We start from the raw sequence: 21,046 nt of genomic DNA on the forward strand, positions 1-21,046 counted from the left end.
GTGGTCAGTGGTCAGTGGTCAGTAGTGATATCATGTGCGATCGCTCGATCGGACATGATATCACTCTAATAGCCAACCCAATAAATCTCCTACTGTCAGTTGCAATTCCCTGGAAAAAGATGGCATGGGCAATAACTGTTCCGGTTCGTCAAACACCTCCGTGGATTGAGTCGGCCGATATACAAAAACCGATCGCTCCTCTGGATCGATTAACCAACCCATTTGAGTTCCATGTTTGAGACAATATAAAATATTTTTAGTAACTTTAGTTTGGCTTTGGTCGGGGGAGAGGATTTCAATTGTCCAATCCGGGGCGATCGCAAACACATTTGCCACACCACCATTTTCTTTACGGGGAATGCGCTCCCAAGTGAATACAGTCACGTCGGGAACGATCGCTCGACCGCCAAAAATGCACCGTAGTTCTGGAAATGCTCGCGCCACCTTTTGAGGTTTAAGAGCAGTATTAGCAGCGCTTGTCAACTCGCCTTGAATGACACTATGTTCTCCTTGAGCCATTGGTTTTTGAATGATTTCACCGTCAATGTACTCGCTGGCTGGTTTGGTTTCTGGCAACTTCAGAAACTCTTGGAGTGTCAAAGATTTTGGCAGGGTTTGTACCATCCAATTTTACCTATAAAATAGGAGTTTCATCTGCTATTTTACCAAAAAGTCCCCGACTCGTGCGGGTCTACTTACTTCATTTTTTCCGCTATATAGTAGTTCTCAAAAAAGTGAGGTATGCCCAATGCCCCATGCCCCATGCCCAATGCCCCATGCCCCATGCCCCATACCCCATGCCCGATGCCCAATGCCCGATAATATGAGAGACAGTTTTTGAGAGAGTTGGGATTGAAATTACTTTGCCTCAGTAACGGCCACGGAGAAGACGCGATCGCCCTTCGCATCTTGCAGGAACTGCAACAGCACCCGCATCCGCCAGAATTAGCCGTGTTTCCGCTAGTGGGTGAAGGGCAAGCTTTCGCTCAACTAGAAAACGCCCGCATCATCGGCCCGGTGCAGCGGATGCCTTCGGGCGGCTTTATTTACATGGACGGGAGGGAATTTTTGCGCGATGTCAAAGGCGGCCTGCTGCAGTTGACAATCGCTCAGTTTAAAGCCATCCGCGCTTGGGTGCGGACCCAACAACAGTCTGGGAATCAAGACGGCGTTATTTTAGCCTGCGGGGATATTGTACCGCTGCTGTTTGCTTGGCTCAGTGGCGCGCCCTATGCCTTTGTCGGTACTGCCAAGTCCGAGTATTATTTGCGGGACGAGGACGGGCCTCTGGCTCGCAAATCCAGGGTCTTTGGTGGGTGGAATTGGTCGCGATCGGTTTATTTGCCTTGGGAGCGCTGGTTGATGACTCGATCGCGCTGTCGGGCCGTTTTTGCCAGGGACGCGCTGACCGCCGAGACTTTACAAAAGCTGGGAATTCCCGCTTACAATCTCGGAAACCCGATGATGGACGGACTCGAACCGGAAAACCCCGCCGGTTTTTACGGCCCTGACGCAGAGTTTCGGGAAATCGAGCGATCGCTTATCATCACCTTACTCCCCGGTTCTAGAGCGCCGGAAGCCTATGCTAATTGGCTGCTAATAGTAGAGGCTGTAGCCGGAATTTTATCGCTGTTTGCCGATCGCAAATTGTTATTTTTCGGAGCCATTTCTCCCCAGTTAAACTTAGAAGCTTTGCGACCTAGTTTAGAATTTTTCGGCTGGCGACAAGACGGCGAAATTAGAACGCAGCGGCGAGAAGGAAGTATTTTGCGACCTCCCGTTTCTAGCGCTCAAGAAATGCAGCAAGAATCTCCTAATTTACTATTGCCCATGACATTTGTGCAGAGAAACGCCACGATGATTTTGACTCAGCAAAGTTTTAACGATTGTTTGTACGAAGCCGATTTAGCAATAGCAATGGCAGGAACGGCTACAGAACAATTTGTAGGTTTAGGAAAACCCGCGATCGCCATTCCCGGAAACGGCCCGCAATTTACTTTCGCTTTTGCAGAAGCTCAAAGTCGCCTGTTAGGCCCGTCATTAATTTTAGTCAAACATCCCGCCGAAGTTGCCGGCGCCGTGCAGTCTTTGCTCCGCGACCCCGACAGGTTGCAGCTAATCGCTGAAAATGGCTGGCGTCGCATGGGAGAACCTGGTGCAGCAGCCAGAATTGCCGAATGTTTAATTCAGCGGTTCGGCGGTGAATGCAGCAATTCTCAATTGCCTGCAATAGACTAGGGACAAAACAATGTTTTGTCCCTACCAAATATCTTTAATTCTACTTTTTAAACAAAAATCTCGTTGGCTAACTACTAACTTCCGTTGTCTGTTGTCTGTAGTGAGGAATGCAAGTCCTCTGATTTTTATGAGGACTTGCATTCCGATGCTGCAAACCAATTTTATTGTGGTTGTTCGAGTAGGTGTGCAGGGCCGCGCACCTTACTAATAAGCTGTTGCGGCATTGAAATTGTATGTCAAAAAAAATCCAAGTCTTGTGGGGTGGGCGTCCCGCCCGCCCTGAATATACAATTTAAATGCGCGACAGCTTACACCACTGGCAGAAAAATTTAATTCGCCGTTTTTTCCGAAGATGGAACCCAGAAATTAGCTTGAGGAATTTTAAAATCCGACTTAACCAACACTCCCGGTTCTCGCTGCACAGGCAGCACATCTAAAGTATCCGTTTGCGCGCAATATTTTAAATCTTCAATAACACCTAAACCGAGGAGGCGCTGACCGTGGCTGGCCCTTTCCAATAATTCGTGCAACCTATCTTGCCACTGCAAATAAAGAGCAATAGCCCCAAATACTTCATCGTTACCAGCAAAATCGCTCGCAGGAATACCGCTTTCTGCCAGGAGACTTTGGGCGATCGCACCAGCACAAACCGTATCTTCCAACGAATAACTCCCTTCCCAACCAGAACCCACAATCCAAATAGTTTCCGGCTGTTTATTTAACAAAAACTGCACCACTGATTTGCGGTTAATCAAAGCCGCCGTTAACACAGTTGCAGCAGCTTGCACTCGTTCCAGAGCGCGGGTACCGTTAGTTGTGCTGATAAAAATTCGCTTCCCCGTCACCTTTTCTGGCGTGCAGTCCAGCGGAGAATTCCCCATGTCAAATCCGTCAACTTTGCCGCCGCCACGCTCTCCAGCGCGAATCCGCTTATCTGCAGGCCATTTTTCGCTCTCGGCCATTAGCTTATCTAAGTCGCTGAAAACTTGGACAGCTTCCGCCCCATTATTCAGGGCCGTTGCCATTGTCGTAGTCGCGCGCAGCACATCAACTGCGATCGCGCAAGCCGGCATTTTGTCGCCTGGCGTAAGTTCCGGGGTATGGTAAATAAAAAGCTTCACTTTTGGGCAACCTGCGATAAATCCTCATCAGTCATAATAATAGAATTTGTACCCTGAGCGTAGTCGAAGGGCTTTCTTCCTTCTTCCTTCTTCCTTCTTCCTTCTTCCTTCTTCCTTCTTCTTTCTTCCTTCACCTATATGTCAAAACAGCTAAATTCAAACCCCGCCCACGCCGCCATTACCGCACCAATTGGACTTTTGGCAGGTTTCACCTATCCTTTGCGAGCTTTCACGCTGATTTTGCAAACTCCCAAGCTGTGGACTTATGTATTAGTTCCCGTGGTACTAAATTTTATAATTGGTGTCGGTCTTTATTTAAGCTTGCTATTTCCCAGTTTGGCAGGGATAGACGTTTTAGTTGCCGATTTGTCCGTCCGATTTAATGCTCTAATTGCGAGTTTTCCCGCTTGGCTGAGCTTTCTGGGCGTGTTAACAGTTGCTTTCGGCTGGCTGCTGCGCGTACTCCTAGTGTCAGGACTTTTGCTAATAATTGGATTTTTGTTAGTGCAGTTTGGCGTGATTTTAGGTTCGCCCTGGTACGGCAAACTTTCCGAACAATTGGAACTGCTGCGGAACGGTCAATTGCCCGCAGAAGCACCAATGAATTTGGCGAGTAGTTTTGGGGATATTCAAAGGGCGATCGCCTTTGAACTGCGAAAACTACAAATTTTGTTGAGCGTCGGTATACCGCTGCTGCTACTAAATTTTATTCCAGGAGTCGGCTCTATTCTTAGCAGTTTGGGTGGCGTAGCTTTGGGCGCGACTATTGTCTGTTTGGACTTTTTAGATGCACCTTTGGAGAGGCGCAGGCGACCTTTTCAGGAGAAACTGGAGATAATTTGGGCTAGTTTGCCTGCCAGTGGGAGTTTTGGTGTGGTTTGTTTGGGTTTGGTGAGCATTCCGCTGTTGAATCTGTTGGCGATTCCGCTGTGCGTGACGGCGGGAACTTTGTTTTTTTGCGATCGCATTTGGCCGGCGCGCTTTGCCCCAGAAGAAAGAAAGAGCGATCGAGAAACTAACATTACAACTTAAAAACTAGGGAGATGCTTCTTCCTTCGGCTGACTCTGGGAGTTAAGGCCCAAAAACGGGCTTAAAAACAGCCAGCTAATGAAGAAAAATGATGCTGTAAATAGCTGGACAATATCGATCGCCGACAAATATCCGTCAGATAATAGTGCAATAGTTCTATCTGTCAGCCCGAATATCCAAGAGAGAATCCCAAACAGCCAAATGCCTTTTTGGAGCATGGGCAAAAATGCTGAAACTTCGGAGTTTTGCTGCTTGTTCATTGATTTAGCCCTTGTTTGCGAAAAGTCTGATTAACCGGGGCACCCCAAGGGCTTAAGGATTTTTGGTGTCTCCTCGGATTCCCTTTGTTATCTATATGTTAAGAAATATTTCCCGATATGACAACGCGCCCTGAGAGGGATTCCCGCATCTATCTCAAGAGGTAGTTGGAGCGCTGACAAAGAGTTATATTTGCTACACTTTGGCAGCGACGCTAGAGATTTTGCCGATTTTTTGAGAGATAAATTGCTGACCACGGGTAGCGGCGGGATCTCTTGGCACAAAAAAAAGCTTGTAATTTATATTGAATTATGCAATACTACAGAATGAACAAGTCTGGTTAAAGAACGATCGTGAAGTTTGTACTGAGGAGGGAGAGTTATCAAAGCCCTAAAAGCCACAGGACAAACCATTTGATTATCAAAATCAACCGGACTTGATGTGAGTTCAGCGTCAATAAAATCGAACAATGGCACGCTTAAATCAGATTATTGCGATCGAAAAAGGCATCAAAAGCCGCTCGGTTCAAGAACTGGCAGAAGCTCAAAAAGCTCTCCAGAAGCCCGCTGTGCTTTCTGGAATCTCCCGCACTTACCGTCCCAAAGACGAAGAAGGCGAACAACTGCCGCCAGAGTCTAAAAAAGTTGAAGTCAAAGCCGAAGAGATTATCCGCAAAACGACTGAAGTTTTGACCAAACTCTTCGACGTAACCGCAACCAAAGATTGGACAAATTGTAGCGCCCGCGCAGACGTAACTGTAGATGGAAACGTGCTTTTGAGCCAAGTTCCCGTCAGCTATTTGCTATTGATTGAAAAGCAGTTAGCAGATTTGCAAGCATTCATCAAAAAACTTCCAGTCTTAGATGCTTCCGAGACTTGGAACTTCGATGCTTCGGCAGATTGCTGGGCCACAGAACCGGTGCAAACTCTCAAGACTTTTAAAACTCCGCGCAATCACGTTAAAGCTGAAGCTACCGAACACCATCCGGCTCAAGTCGATGTTTATTACGAAGATATTACGATCGGCTATTGGCGGACTGTCAAGTTTTCTGGAGCTTTGCCAGCGCGGCGGATCAATGAGTTGCTGCAAAGGGTGGAAATCTTGCAGCAAGCTGTTATGTTCGCCCGCGAAGAAGCTAACAATTCTGAAGTTGAGGAACAGAGAGTGGGAGAGCGAATTTTTCAGTTTATTTTTCGCTGATTGCTTGCTTTTTTGATAGTTATGGTTTAAGATATAAACAGAGTACAAGTTTAAACTCAAACTTCAACTTAAACCGTACAAATGTGACAGTGCAGGTTCGACTCCTGTCCCTCCTACCCAAAATAGAGCGCAAAATAGGGGGGTAGCCCAATTGGCAGAGGCAGCATTGCGTACAAATTCAACAGCAAGCTATTACTCTAAACTCAGCATTCACCGCCGATCGCTAAAACGAATGTCAGGAAAATCACATCATCGAGGTTGCTGGCTCATATCCAGCCCCCTCTACCAAACGCAGGGGGGTAGCTCAATCGGTAGAGCGCGATGCTATTAATCTTAAATCCTTGACTTAAATGTGATAGCGTGCCCAAATGGGCGGTAAATAGAAACCCAGTAGTAAGGTCAGAACTACTGGGTTTTATGCTAATTTATCAATCAAAGTGATCCGACTTCCCCAAAAAAGAATGCAAAAGCAAGCTCTAAACCGATACAGCGTCAGTCATTGCCAATCTAAAATCTAAAATCTAAAATCTAAAATGGTATGATTTATTGCATCAATCCTCAATGCGAACAACGCGAAAATCCTGCTGCTGCTCAAAATTGTCAGGCTTGTGGCACGGATTTGTTAATTGGCGATCGCTATCGTATCCTTAAACCAGTGCGATCGCCCAATCCCGCACGCCCCACAGACATCTTTGAAGTCGAAGATTTGGGAACCGGGGAAAACGAATGGGGCACTGTCAAAATTTTAAAAGTCTTGAAACACACCCACAATCCCGATTTAGTTCGCGTGTTCAAGCAAGAAGCGCGAGTTTTGATTTGGCTGGCCGGAAAGGGCTCAGTTCCCCAAGTCGAACCTGACGGTTATTTCCCAATTAAACTCCCTAATAATTTCCAGAAATTGTCTTGTTTGGTGATGGAAAAAATTACCGGAGAAAACTTAGCAGAATTCTTAAATAAAAACCAGCAGGTTTCTCAAAAACTAGCTCTTGATTGGCTGCAACAAATGACCAATATTTTGCAGGAAATCCACAAATATCATGTAGTGCATCGGGATATTAAGCCATCCAACCTGATGGTTGAAGCTAATGGAAAATTGAGATTAATTGACTTCGGCGCCGCCACAGAAGCAGATATAGATGCCGCACCCATAGGTTCTGCTGGATACGCCGCACCGGAACAAATTCTAGGTAAAGCAGGCGTGCGCTCGGACTTTTTTGCCCTAGGGCGTACTTTTGTACATTTATTAACAGGCATAGAGCCGATCGACTTTCCCGTTAATGAAAAAACTGGTAAAATTAATTGGAGGAACCAGGCTGTAGATATTGACCCGTTACTCCTAGAGTCGATCGACGAATTGATGGAACCGCTACCAGAAAACCGACCTGAAAATACCCAAGTTATTTTAGAAAAATTAAAAATTCACGACGCAGACCCCCTGCAAAAGGGGGACGCAACGTCGCTTCAATAAATCTCTTCCAACCGGCGAAAATCCCGCTCAACTTCCGCCCATAAAGCTCGATTGTGAGGGTCAGTTTTCACAGCCTTTTTCAAATATATTCTCGCCTTATCAACCTGCTTTTCTCCGATCAAATGCCGTCCCCAGCGCTGATAGGCGATCGCCTGCCACTGACGCACCTCCAAATCTTCGGGAACCCGCTGGGCCAAACCCTCAATCAAGGCGATCGCCCGCGGGAACCTCTGATATTTCAGCAACTGCTGCAACTCAAAATAAGCATCTTGCTTTAACTTTTGTTCTACCGCCGACAGATCCGTATGAGATTGAACCGCAGCCTCTTTTCGAGTCACCTTAACTGCCTGCGGTTGAGCTTTCACCCCCTGATCCGGCGGTGTCGAAGTAGGCGGCACAGTTGAATTGGCAACTTTCGACTCCGCAACATCGGGGGGGGCAACATTCACCAGGAACTTATAAGCCTCAGTAATAGCAATAAACTTATTTTTAGCCTGTTCGTTTCCCGGATTCACATCGGGGTGATACTGTCTCGCTAACTTCCGATAAGAGGTCTTAACTTGCGATAAACTCGCACCTGACCTCAGTCCTAACTGTCGGTAATAATCTGCAATATCCATCTAGCATGAATGAGCGTTTATAATACCATTAAATATGGCAGAATCCTTAAATGTAAAGATTCTGCCAAAATTTACTGCGAACTAGGTTGTAGTGCGAGGGTTGCCCACACTACTGAGGCAAAAAAATAGCTTACGGACGATCTTCGATCACTCTGTCAATCAAGCCGTATTCTCTAGCTTCCTCAGCGGACATGAAATAGTCGCGATCCATGTCCTTCTCGATTTTCTCGATCGGCTTGCCAGTATTCTTAGCATAGATATTATTGAGTTCGTGGCGCAGCCGCAGAATCTCTTTCGCCTCAATCTGAATATCCGTTGCTTGTCCCCGCGTGCCCCCAGAAGGCTGGTGAATCATGATTCGCGAGTGAGGCAAAGCTAACCGTTTTCCTTTCGCACCGGCAGCTAACAGGAAAGAACCCATCGAAGCAGCCAAGCCTACACAAATCGTCACCACGTCCGATTTAATGTGCTGCATGGTATCAAAAATAGCCATGCCTGCCGACACCATCCCGCCTGGGGAATTGATGTACAAAATAATATCCTTACCTGAATCTTCCGAATCAAGATAGAGCATCACAGCGATGATTTGATTGGCAATTTCATCGTCAATGTCCCTGCCCAAGAAAATAATTCGTTCCCGGTAGAGGCGATCGTAGATATTAATCCACTGAGTATCATAACCACCCGGCATTTTGTAGGGAACTTTTGGCACACCTATAGGCATAATTCGGAACTCCGTTTAGTTGGTAATTGGTGATCGGGCAATTGGTTATGGTTTATTAGTTATTTGTTACTTGTTATTTCAGGTTTTTTATTTTGTGGTTATAATGACCAATAAACAATAACCAATAACTAATAACTAATAACTAATACCCCCTAACCGAATTAGATGACTCCTGCAGGCAGCGGTTTCGGCAATTCTTCCGAACTTTCAAGAACGCGATCGATCAAACCGTATTCTTTCGCTTCATAAGGCGTCATGTACAGCAACCGATCCATATCTTTAGTAATCTTTTCGATCGGTTGGCCAGTACAGCTTGCAAAAATATCAAGCATTGTCGCTTTATTTGCCAGCACTTCCTTAGCCCGAATTTGAATGTCGCTTGCTTGACCCCGCGTGTAAGCCTTGGGTTGATGCAACACAATCGAAGCGTGGGGCAAACTCGCCCGAAAGCCTTTTGTACCGGCCGCTAACAGCATCGCAGACATCCCCATTGCCGAACCGAGGCAAATAGTGTGCACAGGCGGCTTAATGTACCTGATCGTATCGCAGATAGCGAAGGCTTCTGTTTCAAAGCCGACGGGTTCGCCACTGTAACCAGAAGTGCCGGTCGAGTTGATGTAGATTTTGATCGGCTTATCCGGGTCTTCGTACTGCAAGAACAACAGTTCAGCGATAATCAGTTCTGTTACCGCAGGCACCAGAGGCATCCCCAGATAAACGATCCGCTCCTTCAGCAACAGGGATGGCAAATCGGGAGGTGGCGTCCGAGAGTTCCCTTCCCCGTAGTATGGCGATTGCACAGCTTTAATTGGTGTGTTCATATAACCGAAATGTTGCCTGAACTGATGGAGCTATTCTTAAAGAAATAGTAACGCAATCTTTAGGTATCCCGCATGAAAGTTAGTTTGCTCCCGGTTTTAAACGACCCTAACCTTGACGCTGCTGCGCCCTCGACGCAGCGCCAGCTAGCTATTTCAGTGTCGGCGACGGCAAGCTCGATCGACTCCAGCGTACCCTTAAACCTGTGCCTGATTCTCGACCACAGCGGTTCGATGGGTGGACGCCCCTTGGAAACCGTCAAACAAGCCGCCGGACGGTTGCTAGACAGGTTGAAGCCCGGGGATCGCTTTTGCGCGGTGGCTTTCGACCACAAAGCCAAAGTCCTCGTCCCCAATCAAATTGTGGGAGACCCCAGTAGCATTAAACGGCAAATTGAGCAATTGCGCCCGGCCGGTGGCACAGCAATTGATGAGGGCATTAAGTTAGGTATTGAAGAGTTGGGCAAAGGCAAAAAAGAAGCTATATCTCAGGCGTTTCTGCTGACTGACGGCGAAAACGAACATGGCGACGACAGCCGTTGTTTGAAGTTGGCGAAACTGGCCGCCGAGTATAATATGACTTTAAATTCTCTGGGATTTGGCGATAACTGGAACCAGGATATTTTGGAAAAGATTGCTGATGCAGGCGGCGGTGCTCTGGCTCACATTCAGCGTCCTGAAGATGCGGTTGACGAGTTTGGTAAACTGTTTAGCCGCGTCCAAGGTGTAGGTTTGACTAATGCTTATTTGCTATTTTCCCTAATGCCAAAAGTGCGGTTAGCCGAACTCAAACCGATCGCCCAAGTTGCCCCGGATACGATCGAATTACCGGTACAGCAAGAGGGCGATCGTTTTATGGTACGCCTGGGAGATTTAATGAAGGATATAGAGCGAGTAGTTTTGGCTAATATTTATATTGGACAGTTGCCGGAAGGTACACAGGCGATCGGGCAATTGCAAATTCGCTACGACGATCCGACTGTCGGTCAAGGTTTGCTTTCCGATCCTGTTGCAGTTTCCGCTAATGTCCTGAAAGTTTATCAGCCGGCACTTAACCCGATGGTGCAGCAGCACATTTTAGCTTTGGCTAAATATCGCCAAACTCAACTCGCAGAAACGAGATTGCAACAGGGCGATCGAGCCGGCGCGGCGACAATGCTGCAAACTGCTGCGAAAACTGCTCTGCAAATGGGCGATAAAAGTGCCGCAACTGTGCTGCAAACTTCTGCTACTCGCTTGCAATCTGGTGAACAATTGAGTGAAGCCGATCGCAAGAAAACTCGGATTGCTTCTAAAACTATTTTGAAGTAATCGCGCGATTTGAAATTTTAAATAATTTTAAATTGGGCGATCGGACAATTTGGTGATGCGAAATCGCCTCTACAAAAACGAAACCCGCACCCAGGCGGGTTTCAATATTCTGAGTCTCGCCTGCAAAAGGCGAAAGTCAGTGTATGCCGATTGTTTCAAGCTGTGGATCGTGTAGAAGCTCGATCGTTTAGAATGTTTGTATCACCTCTCAACAGTGCTTGTAAGCTGTTGTGCATTTAATTTTTAGGTTGAGGGCGGGCAGGATGCCTACCCCATAAGAGGAAAAATTTATTTTAGTATGCAATTTAAATGCGGATTAGCTTATGAGCCAGACAATATCTGATAAAGTACGCTGGACTACCGCCGATTTAGAACTATTGCCCGATAACGGCGATCGTTACGAAATTATTGATGGAGAGTTATTTGTGACATGGGCAGCACACTGGAATCATCAAGAAGTTTGTGGTAACATTTGCATAGAGTTAAATAATTGGTCACAAAAAACAGGATTAGGAGAATCAGTAATTAGTCCAGGGGTGATTTTTACAGATGTAGATTGTGTTATTCCTGATGTGGTTGGGATTAGCAACGAACGCTTGGCTATCTTGCTAGACGAAGCGGGACATTTAACCGCCGCACCAGAGTTAATTGTTGAAGTGTTATCCCCCGGTGCAGACAATCAGACACGCGATCGAGACGTGAAACTCAGACTCTATTCGGTGCGACGAGTGCAGGAATACTGGGTTGTGAATTGGCAATTGCAGCAAATAGAAGTTTATCACAGGGAACAAGCAAGTTTAAGGCTCATTGCTACACTGTTGAGCAATGATGAACTAACTTCCCCTTTGTTGCCCGGTTTTAGTTGTTCGGTCGCTCAAATTTTTGCCTAAATTATGAAATCATCATTTTACAATTTAATTGCTACTCTAGTAATCTTTACTATCTTTGGTAATATATCCCCTGCTGTCTCTGCTAAATACTCAGCAATATTAATAGCTCAAAAAACGATTGTTCAAAATCCTGCTGAAGATTTATTCAAGAGTGCTTTAGCCAAATCAGAGGCAGGAGACATTCCAGGGGCGATCGCCGATTACACCGAAGCTATTCGCCTCAACCCCAACTACGCCAAAGCCTACAACAAACGCGGCATCATCCACGGCCGCAATCTCAAAGACTATCCAGCAGCTAAAGCAGATTTCGATCGCGCAATTGAAATTAACCCCAACTACGGCGACGCCTACTACAACCGCGCCAGAGTCCGCGAGTTCTTAGAAGACAAACCGGGGGCGCTCGCCGATTATCGTAAAGCAGCCGAACTCTATCAAAAAGACGGCAATACCAACGATTATCAAGATGCCATCAAGCATCTTGAAATGCTGCAAGAATAAATGGCTTTTGAAAACATAGTATAATATCCTGCGATCGGCGTTCATCCGCATTCATCTGCGGTTAAACACTCCAAATTAACTATTCAAAAAATGCCCGAAACTTCCACCGTCACCATCACCGTACCCGCCACAACCGCCAACCTAGGCCCCGGCTTTGACTGCATCGGCGCCGCTTTAAGCCTCTACAACCGCTTCCAATTCTCCCGACTCGAACCCTCAGCAACCGAGAAACTAAAAATTACCGTTACGGGCCAAGAAGCCGCCAAAGTCAAGACAGACGACAGCAATCTCGCTTATCTAGCCTTTGTCAAGTTATACGAATACCTGAACCAATCGCCGCCCCCTGTAGCGATACATATAGATATGCAAGTGCCGCTGGCTAGAGGTTTAGGAAGTTCCGCCACAGCTATTGTCGGTGGGTTAGTCGGTGCAAATGAGTTAGCCGGTGCGCCTTTGAGTCAAGTGGAAGTGATGCAATTGGCGATCGAACTTGAAGGACATCCCGACAACGTTGTCCCCGCTTTACTGGGAGGATGTCGCCTCGCTGCTAGCAATCCACCCCCCCAACCCCCCCTTAGTAAGGGGGGGCTAAGAGAAGAATTCCCCCTCCGTGAAGCGGGGCTAACAGAACAATCACCCTTAGATTTAGATGCGGAAATTCTACCATCACCCCCCCTTAGCAAGGGGGGGCAGGGGGGGGGTTCCTGGGAGATTTGCGATATTCCCTGGCATCCAAATATTGTGCTCGTGGTAGCCATTCCCGATTTTGAACTTTCTACAGCCGAAGCGCGCCAAGTTTTGCCCGCGGATTACAGCAGGGCTGACGCGATTTTTAATGCCGCACACCTCGGTTTGCTAGTGCGGGCTTTGGAAACTGGGAATGAAAACTGGCTGCGCTGCGCCCTCCAAGACAAAATTCACCAACCTTACCGGCAATCTCTGATTAAGGGATATGAAGCGGTGCAACAAGCCTCCGTGAATGCAGGGGCCTATGGAATGGTAATTAGCGGTGCCGGCCCAACGCTTTTGGCTTTAACGGATGCTACTAATGCTGATGCGGTTGTGAGGGAAATGGCTGCTGCTTGGATGGAATTTGGGGTAAAGGCAGATGTAAGGGCGATCGGCCTTGATACTCAGGGCGCGCAAGTCTCCCTTTAGTTATTCCAATCCTAGACACACAACATCTACATAACCGTGTTTTGTAGGGGCAATCTCTCGTGGTTGCCCCTCTCGATGGAATTATTCATATTTCTATTCTCTTTTCGGTAACTTCTGCCATTCCCTCTACAAAATTTTACCTGAAAAAAGTGCAGTCATTGTAGGGGCGGATTCACAAGAATTTCCGGCTACAACCAACCATTTCAAAAACCCGCCCCCACCAACGGTAAATACTGTTAATTAACTGTGACGCAGCGGAATCTCTATCTGAATTTTAGTGCCTTTACCCGGTTCGGAAAAACACTTGAACTCTCCTTTGTGCTGCTCTACAATTATCCGATAGCTGAGAGCAAGTCCCGATGATATGGGTGGTTCCGCAGGTTTTGCTCCCAAAAATGGATCGGAAATTTCGGCTGTGGTATCTTTGCTATGTGCGATGTCGTTATCAGCAATCTCAATCGCAATTCGCTGAGCATCTACCACCTGAGTGGTAATCAAAATCACAGGCTTAAATTTGATGGATTCCAACTCCTCTAACTCTTGAGCCGACTCTTCCAAAGCATCGATCGCGTGATTGATGATATTCAGAAAAGCTTGATTGAGCAGCCCTGCATAACACTCAATCTGTGGCAAATTGCCGAATTGTTTCATCACCTTGATGTCTCGCCTTCCCTCGCGAGCCGGCAAGCGGTGCTGCAACAACAACAGAGTATTTTCTAAACCGTCGGAAACATCAAATAACTGCCAGCCCGATCGATCGCTGCGGGAGAAATCCTGTAGCGACAAGATTATTTGACGGATGCGATCGCTCCCGGTACGCATGGAACTCACAATTTTTAATAAATCGTCGAGTACGAATTCCACATCCATATCTTGTTGTTTTTGCAGAATTTCCGCTCCGGGATTGACTAGATCTTTTTGATACAATCGCAGCAGTTCTATTAAATCGGTCGCGTAGCTTTGGACGTGAGTTAGATTGCTGTAAATAAAAGTAATTGGGTTGTTAATTTCGTGGGCTATCCCAGACACCAATTCGCCCAAACTAGACATTTTTTCAGTTTGCAGCATTCGATCGCGCGACAGTTGCAATTCTTGCTGGGTTAACTCCAACCGCGCCCTCAACTCGCGCGATCGCTTAGACGCGCGCACCCGCGCCAATAATTCCTGCTTAACAATCGGTTTAAACAGAAAATCGTCAAAGGGCGCATCCAATTCTTGGATTTCATCAAATTGCTCCGGTGTTGTCAGCAGAATAAAATAGGCTGTCGCCAATTCTCGTGAAGCGAAGCTATCCCGTAGGGAATCGGCTTTCACCAGCCGGCACACCTCCAAAAAGTTGATTTGAGGCGAAGTCCCGTCGCAAATTATCGCATCCGGGGACAATTCCCTCGCCAAGTCTAAACCCTCCTTGTCGTCGGAAACGACTCTCACCTGATGTCCCTCTTGGGTGAGTAACTCTTGCACAACTTCAAAAGTCACAGTATCCGCGATGATCGCCAGAATCTTTGCCATACTTCTACCACCTCCACAAATTACTTTTTAGGATACAACCGCCAGAATTGCGCTGACAGATTTAAAATTCCAAAATAGTTCAATTCCCTCAAAAAACAGTCCATCCCCGCTCCCTCAAAACCAAAAATAGCTCATACCATTTTAGATTTTATATTTTAGAGTAAAAAATTGGGAATGACTTACTGTATAATAGTTGGGAGCTTGCCTAAAGTTGCATATTTTTTGGGGACTGCTATCACGAGAAGGTATAATTTTAGACGGGTAATGCAAAAATGCAAATTTTCTCCTTCGTAATTAATGTTACATCAGAGCTTTCTGCCGAAAGACTGCTGAGGGCGATCGCAGATACTTTCTCAAATTGCGCCAGGAAACAATAAAAAACTTTAAAATCAATTAATAGTATCGTTAAATTCACCTTCTCGGTCAGCGCCTGAGAATGCCAATTACCAAAACCACCTCAACTTTGATTCAAGCCGAAACACTAGAACTATTAGAATGGCCGCGCCTGTGTCAGCACTTGGCTACCTTCGCGGCCACCAAACTCGGCGTCGCCGCCGCCCTCGACCTCGAAATCCCGACAACGATAGCTCAAACAGCAGAACTCCTAGCCCAAACTCAGGAAGCTTATCAGTTAGAGAGCCGCGCTGGCGGTGCTTTGAGTTTTGAAGGAATCCAAGACATCGGCACTTCTCTGCAGCGAGCAGAACTGCAAGGTTTGCTCAGCGGCGAAGAATTGCTGGCAATTGCTACTACCCTCGCCGGAGCAAGGCAATTGCGCCGGATAATTGACTCTCAGGCAGATGTGCCGACGCTCAAAGAACTGGCAGCCCAATTGCGGACTTATCCCGAACTAGAGCAAGAAATCCATCGCTGTATAGATGATCGCGCTCAAGTAGCAGACAGAGCAACTCCTAAGTTAGCAGGAATTAGAGTTCAAATGCGACAGTTGCGCGATCGCATTTATCAAATATTGCAGGGGATTTTGCAGCGCCAATCCAACGCGGTACAAGAACAGCTAATTACCCAAAGAAGCGGACGCTTTGTCATTCCCGTCAAAGCTCCCCAAAAAGATGCCATACCGGGCATCGTTCATGACTCCTCGGCCAGCGGTGCGACACTGTACGTAGAACCCCACAGCACAGTTAATCTTAACAACCAAATGCGGCAGTTGCTCAGGCAAGAACAAGCCGAAGAAGAAGCAGTCCGCCGCGCCCTAACGGAGCAAGTCGCAGCGGTAAAACCCGATTTAGACAGATTGGTGGTGGTAGTTACAACTTTAGATTTAGCGGCCGCTAAATCGCGTTATAGTTTTTGGTTGCAAGCAAATCCGCCGAAATTTATCGAATTGGGAGAGCCAGAATTAGCACCAAAAAATCCCGAAACAGAAGATGAGGAAAACTCAGAAAACAGTCAATTATTAATTCGCAACCTGCGATCGCAAATTACCCTGCGCCAGTTGCGCCATCCTTTATTAGTTTGGCAACAACAGCACGAGCAAGGCTTTCCAGTCGTGCCGGTCGATTTAACGATCGGGCCGCACATCCGCGTCGTCGCCATCACTGGCCCCAACACGGGCGGCAAAACTGTCACCCTCAAAACCTTGGGATTGGCAGCTTTAATGGCGAAAGCAGGAATGTTTGTTGCCGCCCGCGAACCCGTAGAATTGCCTTGGTTCGACAATATTTTGGCTGATATTGGTGACGAACAATCTTTGCAGCAAAGTTTGTCTACTTTCTCCGGCCATATCCGCCGCATCAGCCGCATTTTAGAAGTTTTACACAATAAATCGCAGGCTGAAGGGGAAGAAAAATCAAACCTTCCAATTACTAATTCCCAACAGCAAGACGAAGAAGTCATAGATACACAGAACACTGTTTCTGCTCTCCCAATTCTCAAACCTAAATTACAAATTCCCCAACCCCAAATCCCAATTACCAATTCCCAATTACCAATTCCCAAATCTTTAGTTTTGTTAGACGAAGTAGGAGCGGGAACAGACCCCTCAGAAGGCAGTGCATTGGCGATCGCCCTGTTGAAATACCTCGCCCAACATTCCCTATTAACAGTTGCAACTACCCACTTTGGCGAACTCAAAGCCCTCAAATATCAAGACTCCCGCTTTGAAAATGCCTCAGTAGAATTTGACGACAATTCCATGCAGCCAACCTATCGCTTGCTGTGGGGAATTCCCGGACGTTCCAACGCCCTCACCATTGCCAAAAGACTCGGTTTGCTAGCATCCATAGTCGATGAAGCTCAAACCTATGTCGGGGGAGCCTCTCAAGATGTCAATCAAGTGATTGCTGGACTCGAAGCACAGCGCCGGAAACAGGAAACCAAGGCCAGAGAAGCAACTCAACTGCTACACCAAACCGAAAAACTGCACAGAGAAGTTTCTCAAAAAGCAGCCGCTTTGCAAGAGCGGGAGCGAGAACTAAAAATAGCTCAGGAAGTGGCAGTAAATGAGGCGATCGGGTCGGCAAAATCAGAAATTGCTCAAATCATTCGGCGCTTGCAGTCGGGCAATCAAACGGCTCAAAATGCCCAACAAGCGACAGAAACCTTAAATCAAATTTCCCAAAAACATCTCCCCTCTCGACAGCAACCGGCTAAACCCAAACCGAGTTTTATGCCGAAAGTGGGCGATCGCATCCGCATTCCCAGCTTGGGCCAAACCGCCGAAGTCCTCAGCGGCCCAGACGCTAACGAAGAGTTGAGCGTTCGGTTTGGGATTATGAAAATGACTGTGAAACTGGGAGAAATTGAATCCCTAGACGGTCAAAAACCGGAAACTAAAGCTCAATTAGCCAAGGTAGCAGCCCAAGCCCAAGCACTCGCGGCGGCTAAAGCTAAGCAAGCAGCGGCGGAACCTGCAAAACCCAATCCCGAAATCGCCATTCGCACTGCTAATAATTCGATCGACCTGCGGGGCGCGAGAGTCTCAGACGCAGAAATCGAAATAGACAGAGCTCTTTCCAAAGCCGTGGAATACGGAGTCCTGTGGATAATTCACGGCAAAGGTACGGGACAGTTGCGGCGCGGCGTTCACGAGTTCCTCGCGAATCACCCGCAGGTTTCCCGCTTTGAACTCGCCAGTCAAAAAGAAGGAGGTGCAGGTGTGACGGTGGTTTATTTGAAGTAGTCAGAATTGAGGGATTTCTGGTGGATTACTAATTATATGTTTGGATGCAGCAAAACAAGCTGGAATGAATCTATGATTTAGACTGCCTATAGCGAGTGTAAATGAGTTGTGATTTTTTTTACGAACCGCGAAGACGCAAAGAACGCGAAGTTTGGAAAGAGAAGAGTGTTTCACGACTCATTTAGATTCACTATCTACTGCAAATGTGGCATAATTTAAAGTTTAGTTTCCACTTGAGTAACTGCCTGACTAATGAAAAAAACTCCCTCAAATGAAGTTTTGGTTGGCGACTGTCGTGAAGTGATGAAGACATTGCCAGAAAATTATATTTCTGCCTGTATCACTGACCCACCTTATAATTATGAATTTATTGGTCATAAATGGGATGACTCAGAAATTCAAAGGCGTATTGAAAAAGTCAATGGCAAGAAAAATAAAACCCTTGTTAAAAACATTCCCTATGGCAGTGGTTTAGCAGGTGGAGTCAGAAACGAAAAATGGTATCAAAGGAATCGTAACAATACTCTGGATTATGAAAAGTGGTGCTTTGAGTGGGGTGAACAGCTTTTTCGGATCTGCAAACCGGGTGCGACAGTTTTAGTTTTCAACAGCACGCGGACTGTTGCTCACGTACAAGTAGCGCTTGAAAATGCTGGTTTCTATGCGAGAGATATTCTTGTTTATAAAAGATCGAGTGGTATCCCTAAAGGTGTCAATATTAAACAACAGTTAGAGAAGAAAGGATATGAAAATTCTGAACAATGGGATGGTTGGCACAGTTGTCTGAGGAACGAATGGGAAGCAATCTGCGTACTTCAAAAACCACTGGTAAATAATTACTTGGAAACTCTACAGGAGTATGGTACTGGTCTATTTTATACTAAAGATCAGTTTGGTGGTTTTCAATCAAATATTTTAGAAGGTATACAGCGTGAGAAAACCGAGGAGTTTAACGTCCATTGCACAGTTAAACCAATCGCTCTAATGAGAAAGCTGGTCGAAATATTTGTACCGCGTTTGGAAAATTCTATTCTAATCGATCCTTTCGCAGGATCGGGAACTACTTTGCTGGCGGCGCAAGAATTTGGCATTAGGTATGTTGGGATTGAAATAGTACCTGACTACATAGAGATTATCAACAAGCGCCTTGATAGTTTCAGCGGTATACAGGGAATTCTCCCACTTTTTCAATAAGAAATGACTTTAAATCAAACCCGCTTATTGTTTTTATGAACTCAAACGAATCGTCCCCTGTGTAAACTTTCCAAGTCCCTACTTGGCACGCTGTAATAGCTGCGGGCAAATTATCTTGTCTAAGGATTAAAAATACGGGTTCGTAATTATAAGTACGAAGTAGTGGGCCATAAGATTTGAACTTTTTCAGTGTTCCAGAGTCTCCTGAGCCAATACGATATTTTGTATCTATTGCGTACCCATCAACAATTAGATCGCACGGCTGATCGCTTCCAACTTTAAATGCTGGCTGAAAGCTACTGCAATATGTTCTACACGTTTCAGTAACTAACAATTGCCAACACATACCTAACTCACGTCCCCAATATTGCCTATTTTCTTTTTTTATTATTGGATAAATACCAAACACATCCATTAAAATATCGTGTTCTTCATTCTCTTCTGCATAAATTTTATCGGTAAATGAGTTTTGGTATCTTGCTAAAATTTGCTCTAGTCTTCTTTCAGTCATCATCAATTACCAGATCAGCTAGACTAACTGATAATGCCTTGGCTATTTTGCTGGCATTAAGTAGCGTTATATTCCTTTCACCTCGTTCAACTGAACCAATATAGGTGCGATGTAATTCAGATAGTTCTGCAAGCTGATCTTGGGAAAGATTTCTGAGCTTTCTGAAATGTCTAACTTTTTTACCAAATTGCTCCGTAATACCCATAGAACGTGCCAGATGAAGCAATGACAACTATAATCTGACAGACTATAAGTAGCGACAGACTATAAGTAGCACTCGCTCTCGCGAGGATAGATATAAGCCCCGATAGTTTCAAAGCACTGATTTGATTTCGGTCACTCTGCGGCGTAGGATGGTTAGGGGTAAAAATATCTGGGTTTTGCGGATTGTGATCGATCGAACTTGAAGCCGCAACTTTTAACCCGCAACTCCGTCCAGCAGTTAGGATTGCCGGAATCAAAGCAACGAGCTATGGAGACAACTTAACAGATGTGCTGTTGCCCACAGGCCCAAAAGCTTTAATCAGTGCATACTGTTTGATATCCTGCCTCAACCAGTCTTAATTTCCCGTGCTGAAGCCATGCGCTCGACCGTAAAGTCCTCCGCTCCCAACGAAACGGGCCAATCTCCCAACTGGGAAGAATTGACCCAAAAAGCACCAGAACCTACCCAGTTGGACAACATTAAAGCCCAACTGGATTTAGTGCTGTTAGCCCTAGAAGCACTGGCAGAAATTGGCTCAGAGGCGATGCTCAAGGTAGCAGCCGAACTGAATTTAGAGCCAATGGTAGCCGATCGGGTAGCTTTGTGGCGGCTGCGCCAATCTAACCCGCTGCGGAAAGGCCAGGGAGGGCGCAAAAAACTCGATGTGGAGGAAGCTCGATCGCTCGTTTTGATAAGCTGTCATTTGGCAAAACAGCACCAAGCTTTAATCCGCCGCGCTGTTGCTTTGCTGGAACAAATGGCCGAGCAAAACCGCGAACCTCACACCATCGCTTTGTTGGGAGATTATATTGACAGGTTCAGCAACACTTATGGCTCGCGCATGGAAGATGCAGAAAATTTATCGGCCCGAGAGTTGACTGATTTGGCCCTCAAACTCCTGATCGATTTGCTATTTTACAGCAGTCCCGGCGGCCACCGCCGCCTCTGGCTGGCTCTTCTAGACCGTGCTAAGAATTAAACAACAGTCAGTAGTCAATAGTCAGTAGTCAGTAGTCAGTAGTCAGTAGTCAGTAGTCAGTAGTCAACAGACTTTCGGCTCTAAGAATTAAACAACAGTCAACAGTCAACAGTCAACAGTCAACAGTCAACAGTCAACAGTCAACAGTCAACAGTCAACAGTCAACAG

At 46.3% G+C, this 21,046-nt stretch carries 21 protein-coding genes; 11 read left to right on the forward strand and 10 right to left on the reverse strand.

From position 1 onward, the window contains the following. Positions 1–60: 60 nt before the first annotated feature. On the reverse strand, positions 61–624 hold the full coding sequence (locus QUA34_RS06100; RefSeq protein ID WP_333321964.1) for a Uma2 family endonuclease: 564 nt from the start codon (positions 622–624) through the stop codon (positions 61–63). 228 nt (positions 625–852) lie between these two features. On the opposite strand from QUA34_RS06100, the gene QUA34_RS06105 reads away from it, so the two are divergent. Continuing rightward, positions 853–2,238, forward strand: coding sequence for a lipid-A-disaccharide synthase-related protein (locus tag QUA34_RS06105; RefSeq protein WP_333321962.1), 1,386 nt, complete (start codon positions 853–855; stop codon positions 2,236–2,238). A 329-nt stretch (positions 2,239–2,567) separates the two neighbouring features. Here the strand turns inward: QUA34_RS06105 and QUA34_RS06110 are convergent, their stop codons facing one another. Continuing rightward, a complete protein-coding gene (locus QUA34_RS06110) occupies positions 2,568–3,359 on the reverse strand; it encodes a 2-phosphosulfolactate phosphatase family protein (protein ID WP_333384870.1) in 792 nt (263 codons plus the stop codon). Beyond that, entirely contained in the window at positions 3,356–3,493 is a 138-nt protein-coding gene (locus QUA34_RS06115; protein ID WP_333384872.1) for a hypothetical protein, read from the reverse strand. The genes QUA34_RS06110 and QUA34_RS06115 overlap by 4 nt, the downstream gene beginning before the upstream one ends. A gap of 4 nt (positions 3,494–3,497) precedes the next feature. Between QUA34_RS06115 and QUA34_RS06120 the strand changes: the two genes are divergently transcribed. Beyond that, complete coding sequence (locus tag QUA34_RS06120; RefSeq protein ID WP_333384875.1) at positions 3,498–4,391, forward strand: EI24 domain-containing protein; 894 nt, start codon at positions 3,498–3,500, stop codon at positions 4,389–4,391. Between the two features lie 3 nt (positions 4,392–4,394). On the opposite strand, the gene QUA34_RS06125 is transcribed toward QUA34_RS06120, so the two are convergent. Further along, complete coding sequence (locus QUA34_RS06125) at positions 4,395–4,649, reverse strand: hypothetical protein (RefSeq protein WP_333058797.1); 255 nt, start codon at positions 4,647–4,649, stop codon at positions 4,395–4,397. Between the two features lie 467 nt (positions 4,650–5,116). On the opposite strand from QUA34_RS06125, the gene QUA34_RS06130 reads away from it, so the two are divergent. Together QUA34_RS06130 and QUA34_RS06135 are read left to right on the forward strand one after the other, a co-directional pair. Next, positions 5,117–5,848, forward strand: coding sequence for a DUF7873 family protein (locus QUA34_RS06130; RefSeq protein WP_333384878.1), 732 nt, complete (start codon positions 5,117–5,119; stop codon positions 5,846–5,848). 538 nt (positions 5,849–6,386) lie between these two features. Then, the gene (locus QUA34_RS06135; RefSeq protein WP_333384881.1) at positions 6,387–7,316 is read left to right on the forward strand and encodes a serine/threonine-protein kinase; all 930 of its coding nucleotides are present in this window, start codon (positions 6,387–6,389) and stop codon (positions 7,314–7,316) included. Here the strand turns inward: QUA34_RS06135 and QUA34_RS06140 are convergent. The 3 genes from QUA34_RS06140 to QUA34_RS06150 all read right to left on the reverse strand — a co-directional run bounded on the left by QUA34_RS06140 (position 7,310) and on the right by QUA34_RS06150 (position 9,481). Further along, positions 7,310–7,936, reverse strand: a complete 627-nt coding sequence (locus QUA34_RS06140; RefSeq protein ID WP_333384883.1) for a DnaJ domain-containing protein — start codon at positions 7,934–7,936, stop codon at positions 7,310–7,312. The two genes, QUA34_RS06135 and QUA34_RS06140, sit on opposite strands and share 7 nt — an antisense overlap. 130 nt (positions 7,937–8,066) lie before the next feature. After that, entirely contained in the window at positions 8,067–8,660 is a 594-nt protein-coding gene (locus tag QUA34_RS06145) for an ATP-dependent Clp protease proteolytic subunit (RefSeq protein WP_332983122.1), read from the reverse strand. A gap of 161 nt (positions 8,661–8,821) precedes the next feature. Further along, positions 8,822–9,481, reverse strand: a complete 660-nt coding sequence (locus tag QUA34_RS06150) for an ATP-dependent Clp protease proteolytic subunit (protein WP_333209298.1) — start codon at positions 9,479–9,481, stop codon at positions 8,822–8,824. 72 nt (positions 9,482–9,553) lie between these two features. On the opposite strand from QUA34_RS06150, the gene QUA34_RS06155 reads away from it, so the two are divergent. The 4 genes from QUA34_RS06155 to thrB all read left to right on the forward strand — a co-directional run bounded on the left by QUA34_RS06155 (position 9,554) and on the right by thrB (position 13,335). Beyond that, positions 9,554–10,789 carry a VWA domain-containing protein gene (locus tag QUA34_RS06155; RefSeq protein WP_333384886.1) on the forward strand — a complete coding sequence of 412 codons (1,236 nt, stop codon included), beginning with the start codon at positions 9,554–9,556 and terminating at the stop codon, positions 10,787–10,789. Positions 10,790–11,112: 323 nt separating this feature from the next. Then, a complete protein-coding gene (locus QUA34_RS06160) occupies positions 11,113–11,679 on the forward strand; it encodes a Uma2 family endonuclease (RefSeq protein ID WP_333384889.1) in 567 nt (188 codons plus the stop codon). A 3-nt stretch (positions 11,680–11,682) separates the two neighbouring features. Then, positions 11,683–12,177: a tetratricopeptide repeat protein gene (locus tag QUA34_RS06165; protein WP_333384892.1), complete on the forward strand. Its 495-nt coding sequence runs from the start codon at positions 11,683–11,685 to the stop codon at positions 12,175–12,177. Positions 12,178–12,267: 90 nt separating this feature from the next. Continuing rightward, positions 12,268–13,335: a homoserine kinase gene (gene thrB, locus QUA34_RS06170; RefSeq protein WP_333384895.1), complete on the forward strand. Its 1,068-nt coding sequence runs from the start codon at positions 12,268–12,270 to the stop codon at positions 13,333–13,335. A gap of 240 nt (positions 13,336–13,575) precedes the next feature. On the opposite strand, the gene QUA34_RS06175 is transcribed toward thrB, so the two are convergent. Further along, positions 13,576–14,847, reverse strand: a complete 1,272-nt coding sequence (locus QUA34_RS06175; RefSeq protein ID WP_333384898.1) for an ATP-binding protein — start codon at positions 14,845–14,847, stop codon at positions 13,576–13,578. 463 nt (positions 14,848–15,310) lie between these two features. Between QUA34_RS06175 and QUA34_RS06180 the strand changes: the two genes are divergently transcribed. Further along, positions 15,311–17,989 carry an endonuclease MutS2 gene (locus tag QUA34_RS06180; RefSeq protein WP_333384992.1) on the forward strand — a complete coding sequence of 893 codons (2,679 nt, stop codon included), beginning with the start codon at positions 15,311–15,313 and terminating at the stop codon, positions 17,987–17,989. Between the two features lie 252 nt (positions 17,990–18,241). Further along, complete coding sequence (locus QUA34_RS06185; RefSeq protein ID WP_333321924.1) at positions 18,242–19,183, forward strand: site-specific DNA-methyltransferase; 942 nt, start codon at positions 18,242–18,244, stop codon at positions 19,181–19,183. Here QUA34_RS06185 and QUA34_RS06190 read toward each other — a convergent pair. Both QUA34_RS06190 and QUA34_RS06195 read right to left on the reverse strand, forming a co-directional pair. Beyond that, positions 19,146–19,697 (reverse strand): hypothetical protein, encoded by a 552-nt coding sequence (locus QUA34_RS06190; protein ID WP_333321922.1) that lies wholly within the window; start codon positions 19,695–19,697, stop codon positions 19,146–19,148. The genes QUA34_RS06185 and QUA34_RS06190 overlap by 38 nt on opposite strands. Further along, a complete protein-coding gene (locus QUA34_RS06195) occupies positions 19,687–19,899 on the reverse strand; it encodes a helix-turn-helix transcriptional regulator (protein ID WP_333321920.1) in 213 nt (70 codons plus the stop codon). Before QUA34_RS06195 ends, QUA34_RS06190 begins: the two co-directional genes overlap by 11 nt. A 376-nt stretch (positions 19,900–20,275) precedes the next feature. Here QUA34_RS06195 and QUA34_RS06200 point away from each other — a divergent pair, with 376 nt between their 5' ends. Next, positions 20,276–20,878 carry a DUF3038 domain-containing protein gene (locus tag QUA34_RS06200; RefSeq protein ID WP_333384901.1) on the forward strand — a complete coding sequence of 201 codons (603 nt, stop codon included), beginning with the start codon at positions 20,276–20,278 and terminating at the stop codon, positions 20,876–20,878. Positions 20,879–21,046: the final 168 nt, after the last annotated feature.

This window comes from Microcoleus sp. POL10_C6, assembly GCF_036701585.1.
GTDB lineage: Bacteria > Cyanobacteriota > Cyanobacteriia > Cyanobacteriales > Microcoleaceae > Microcoleus.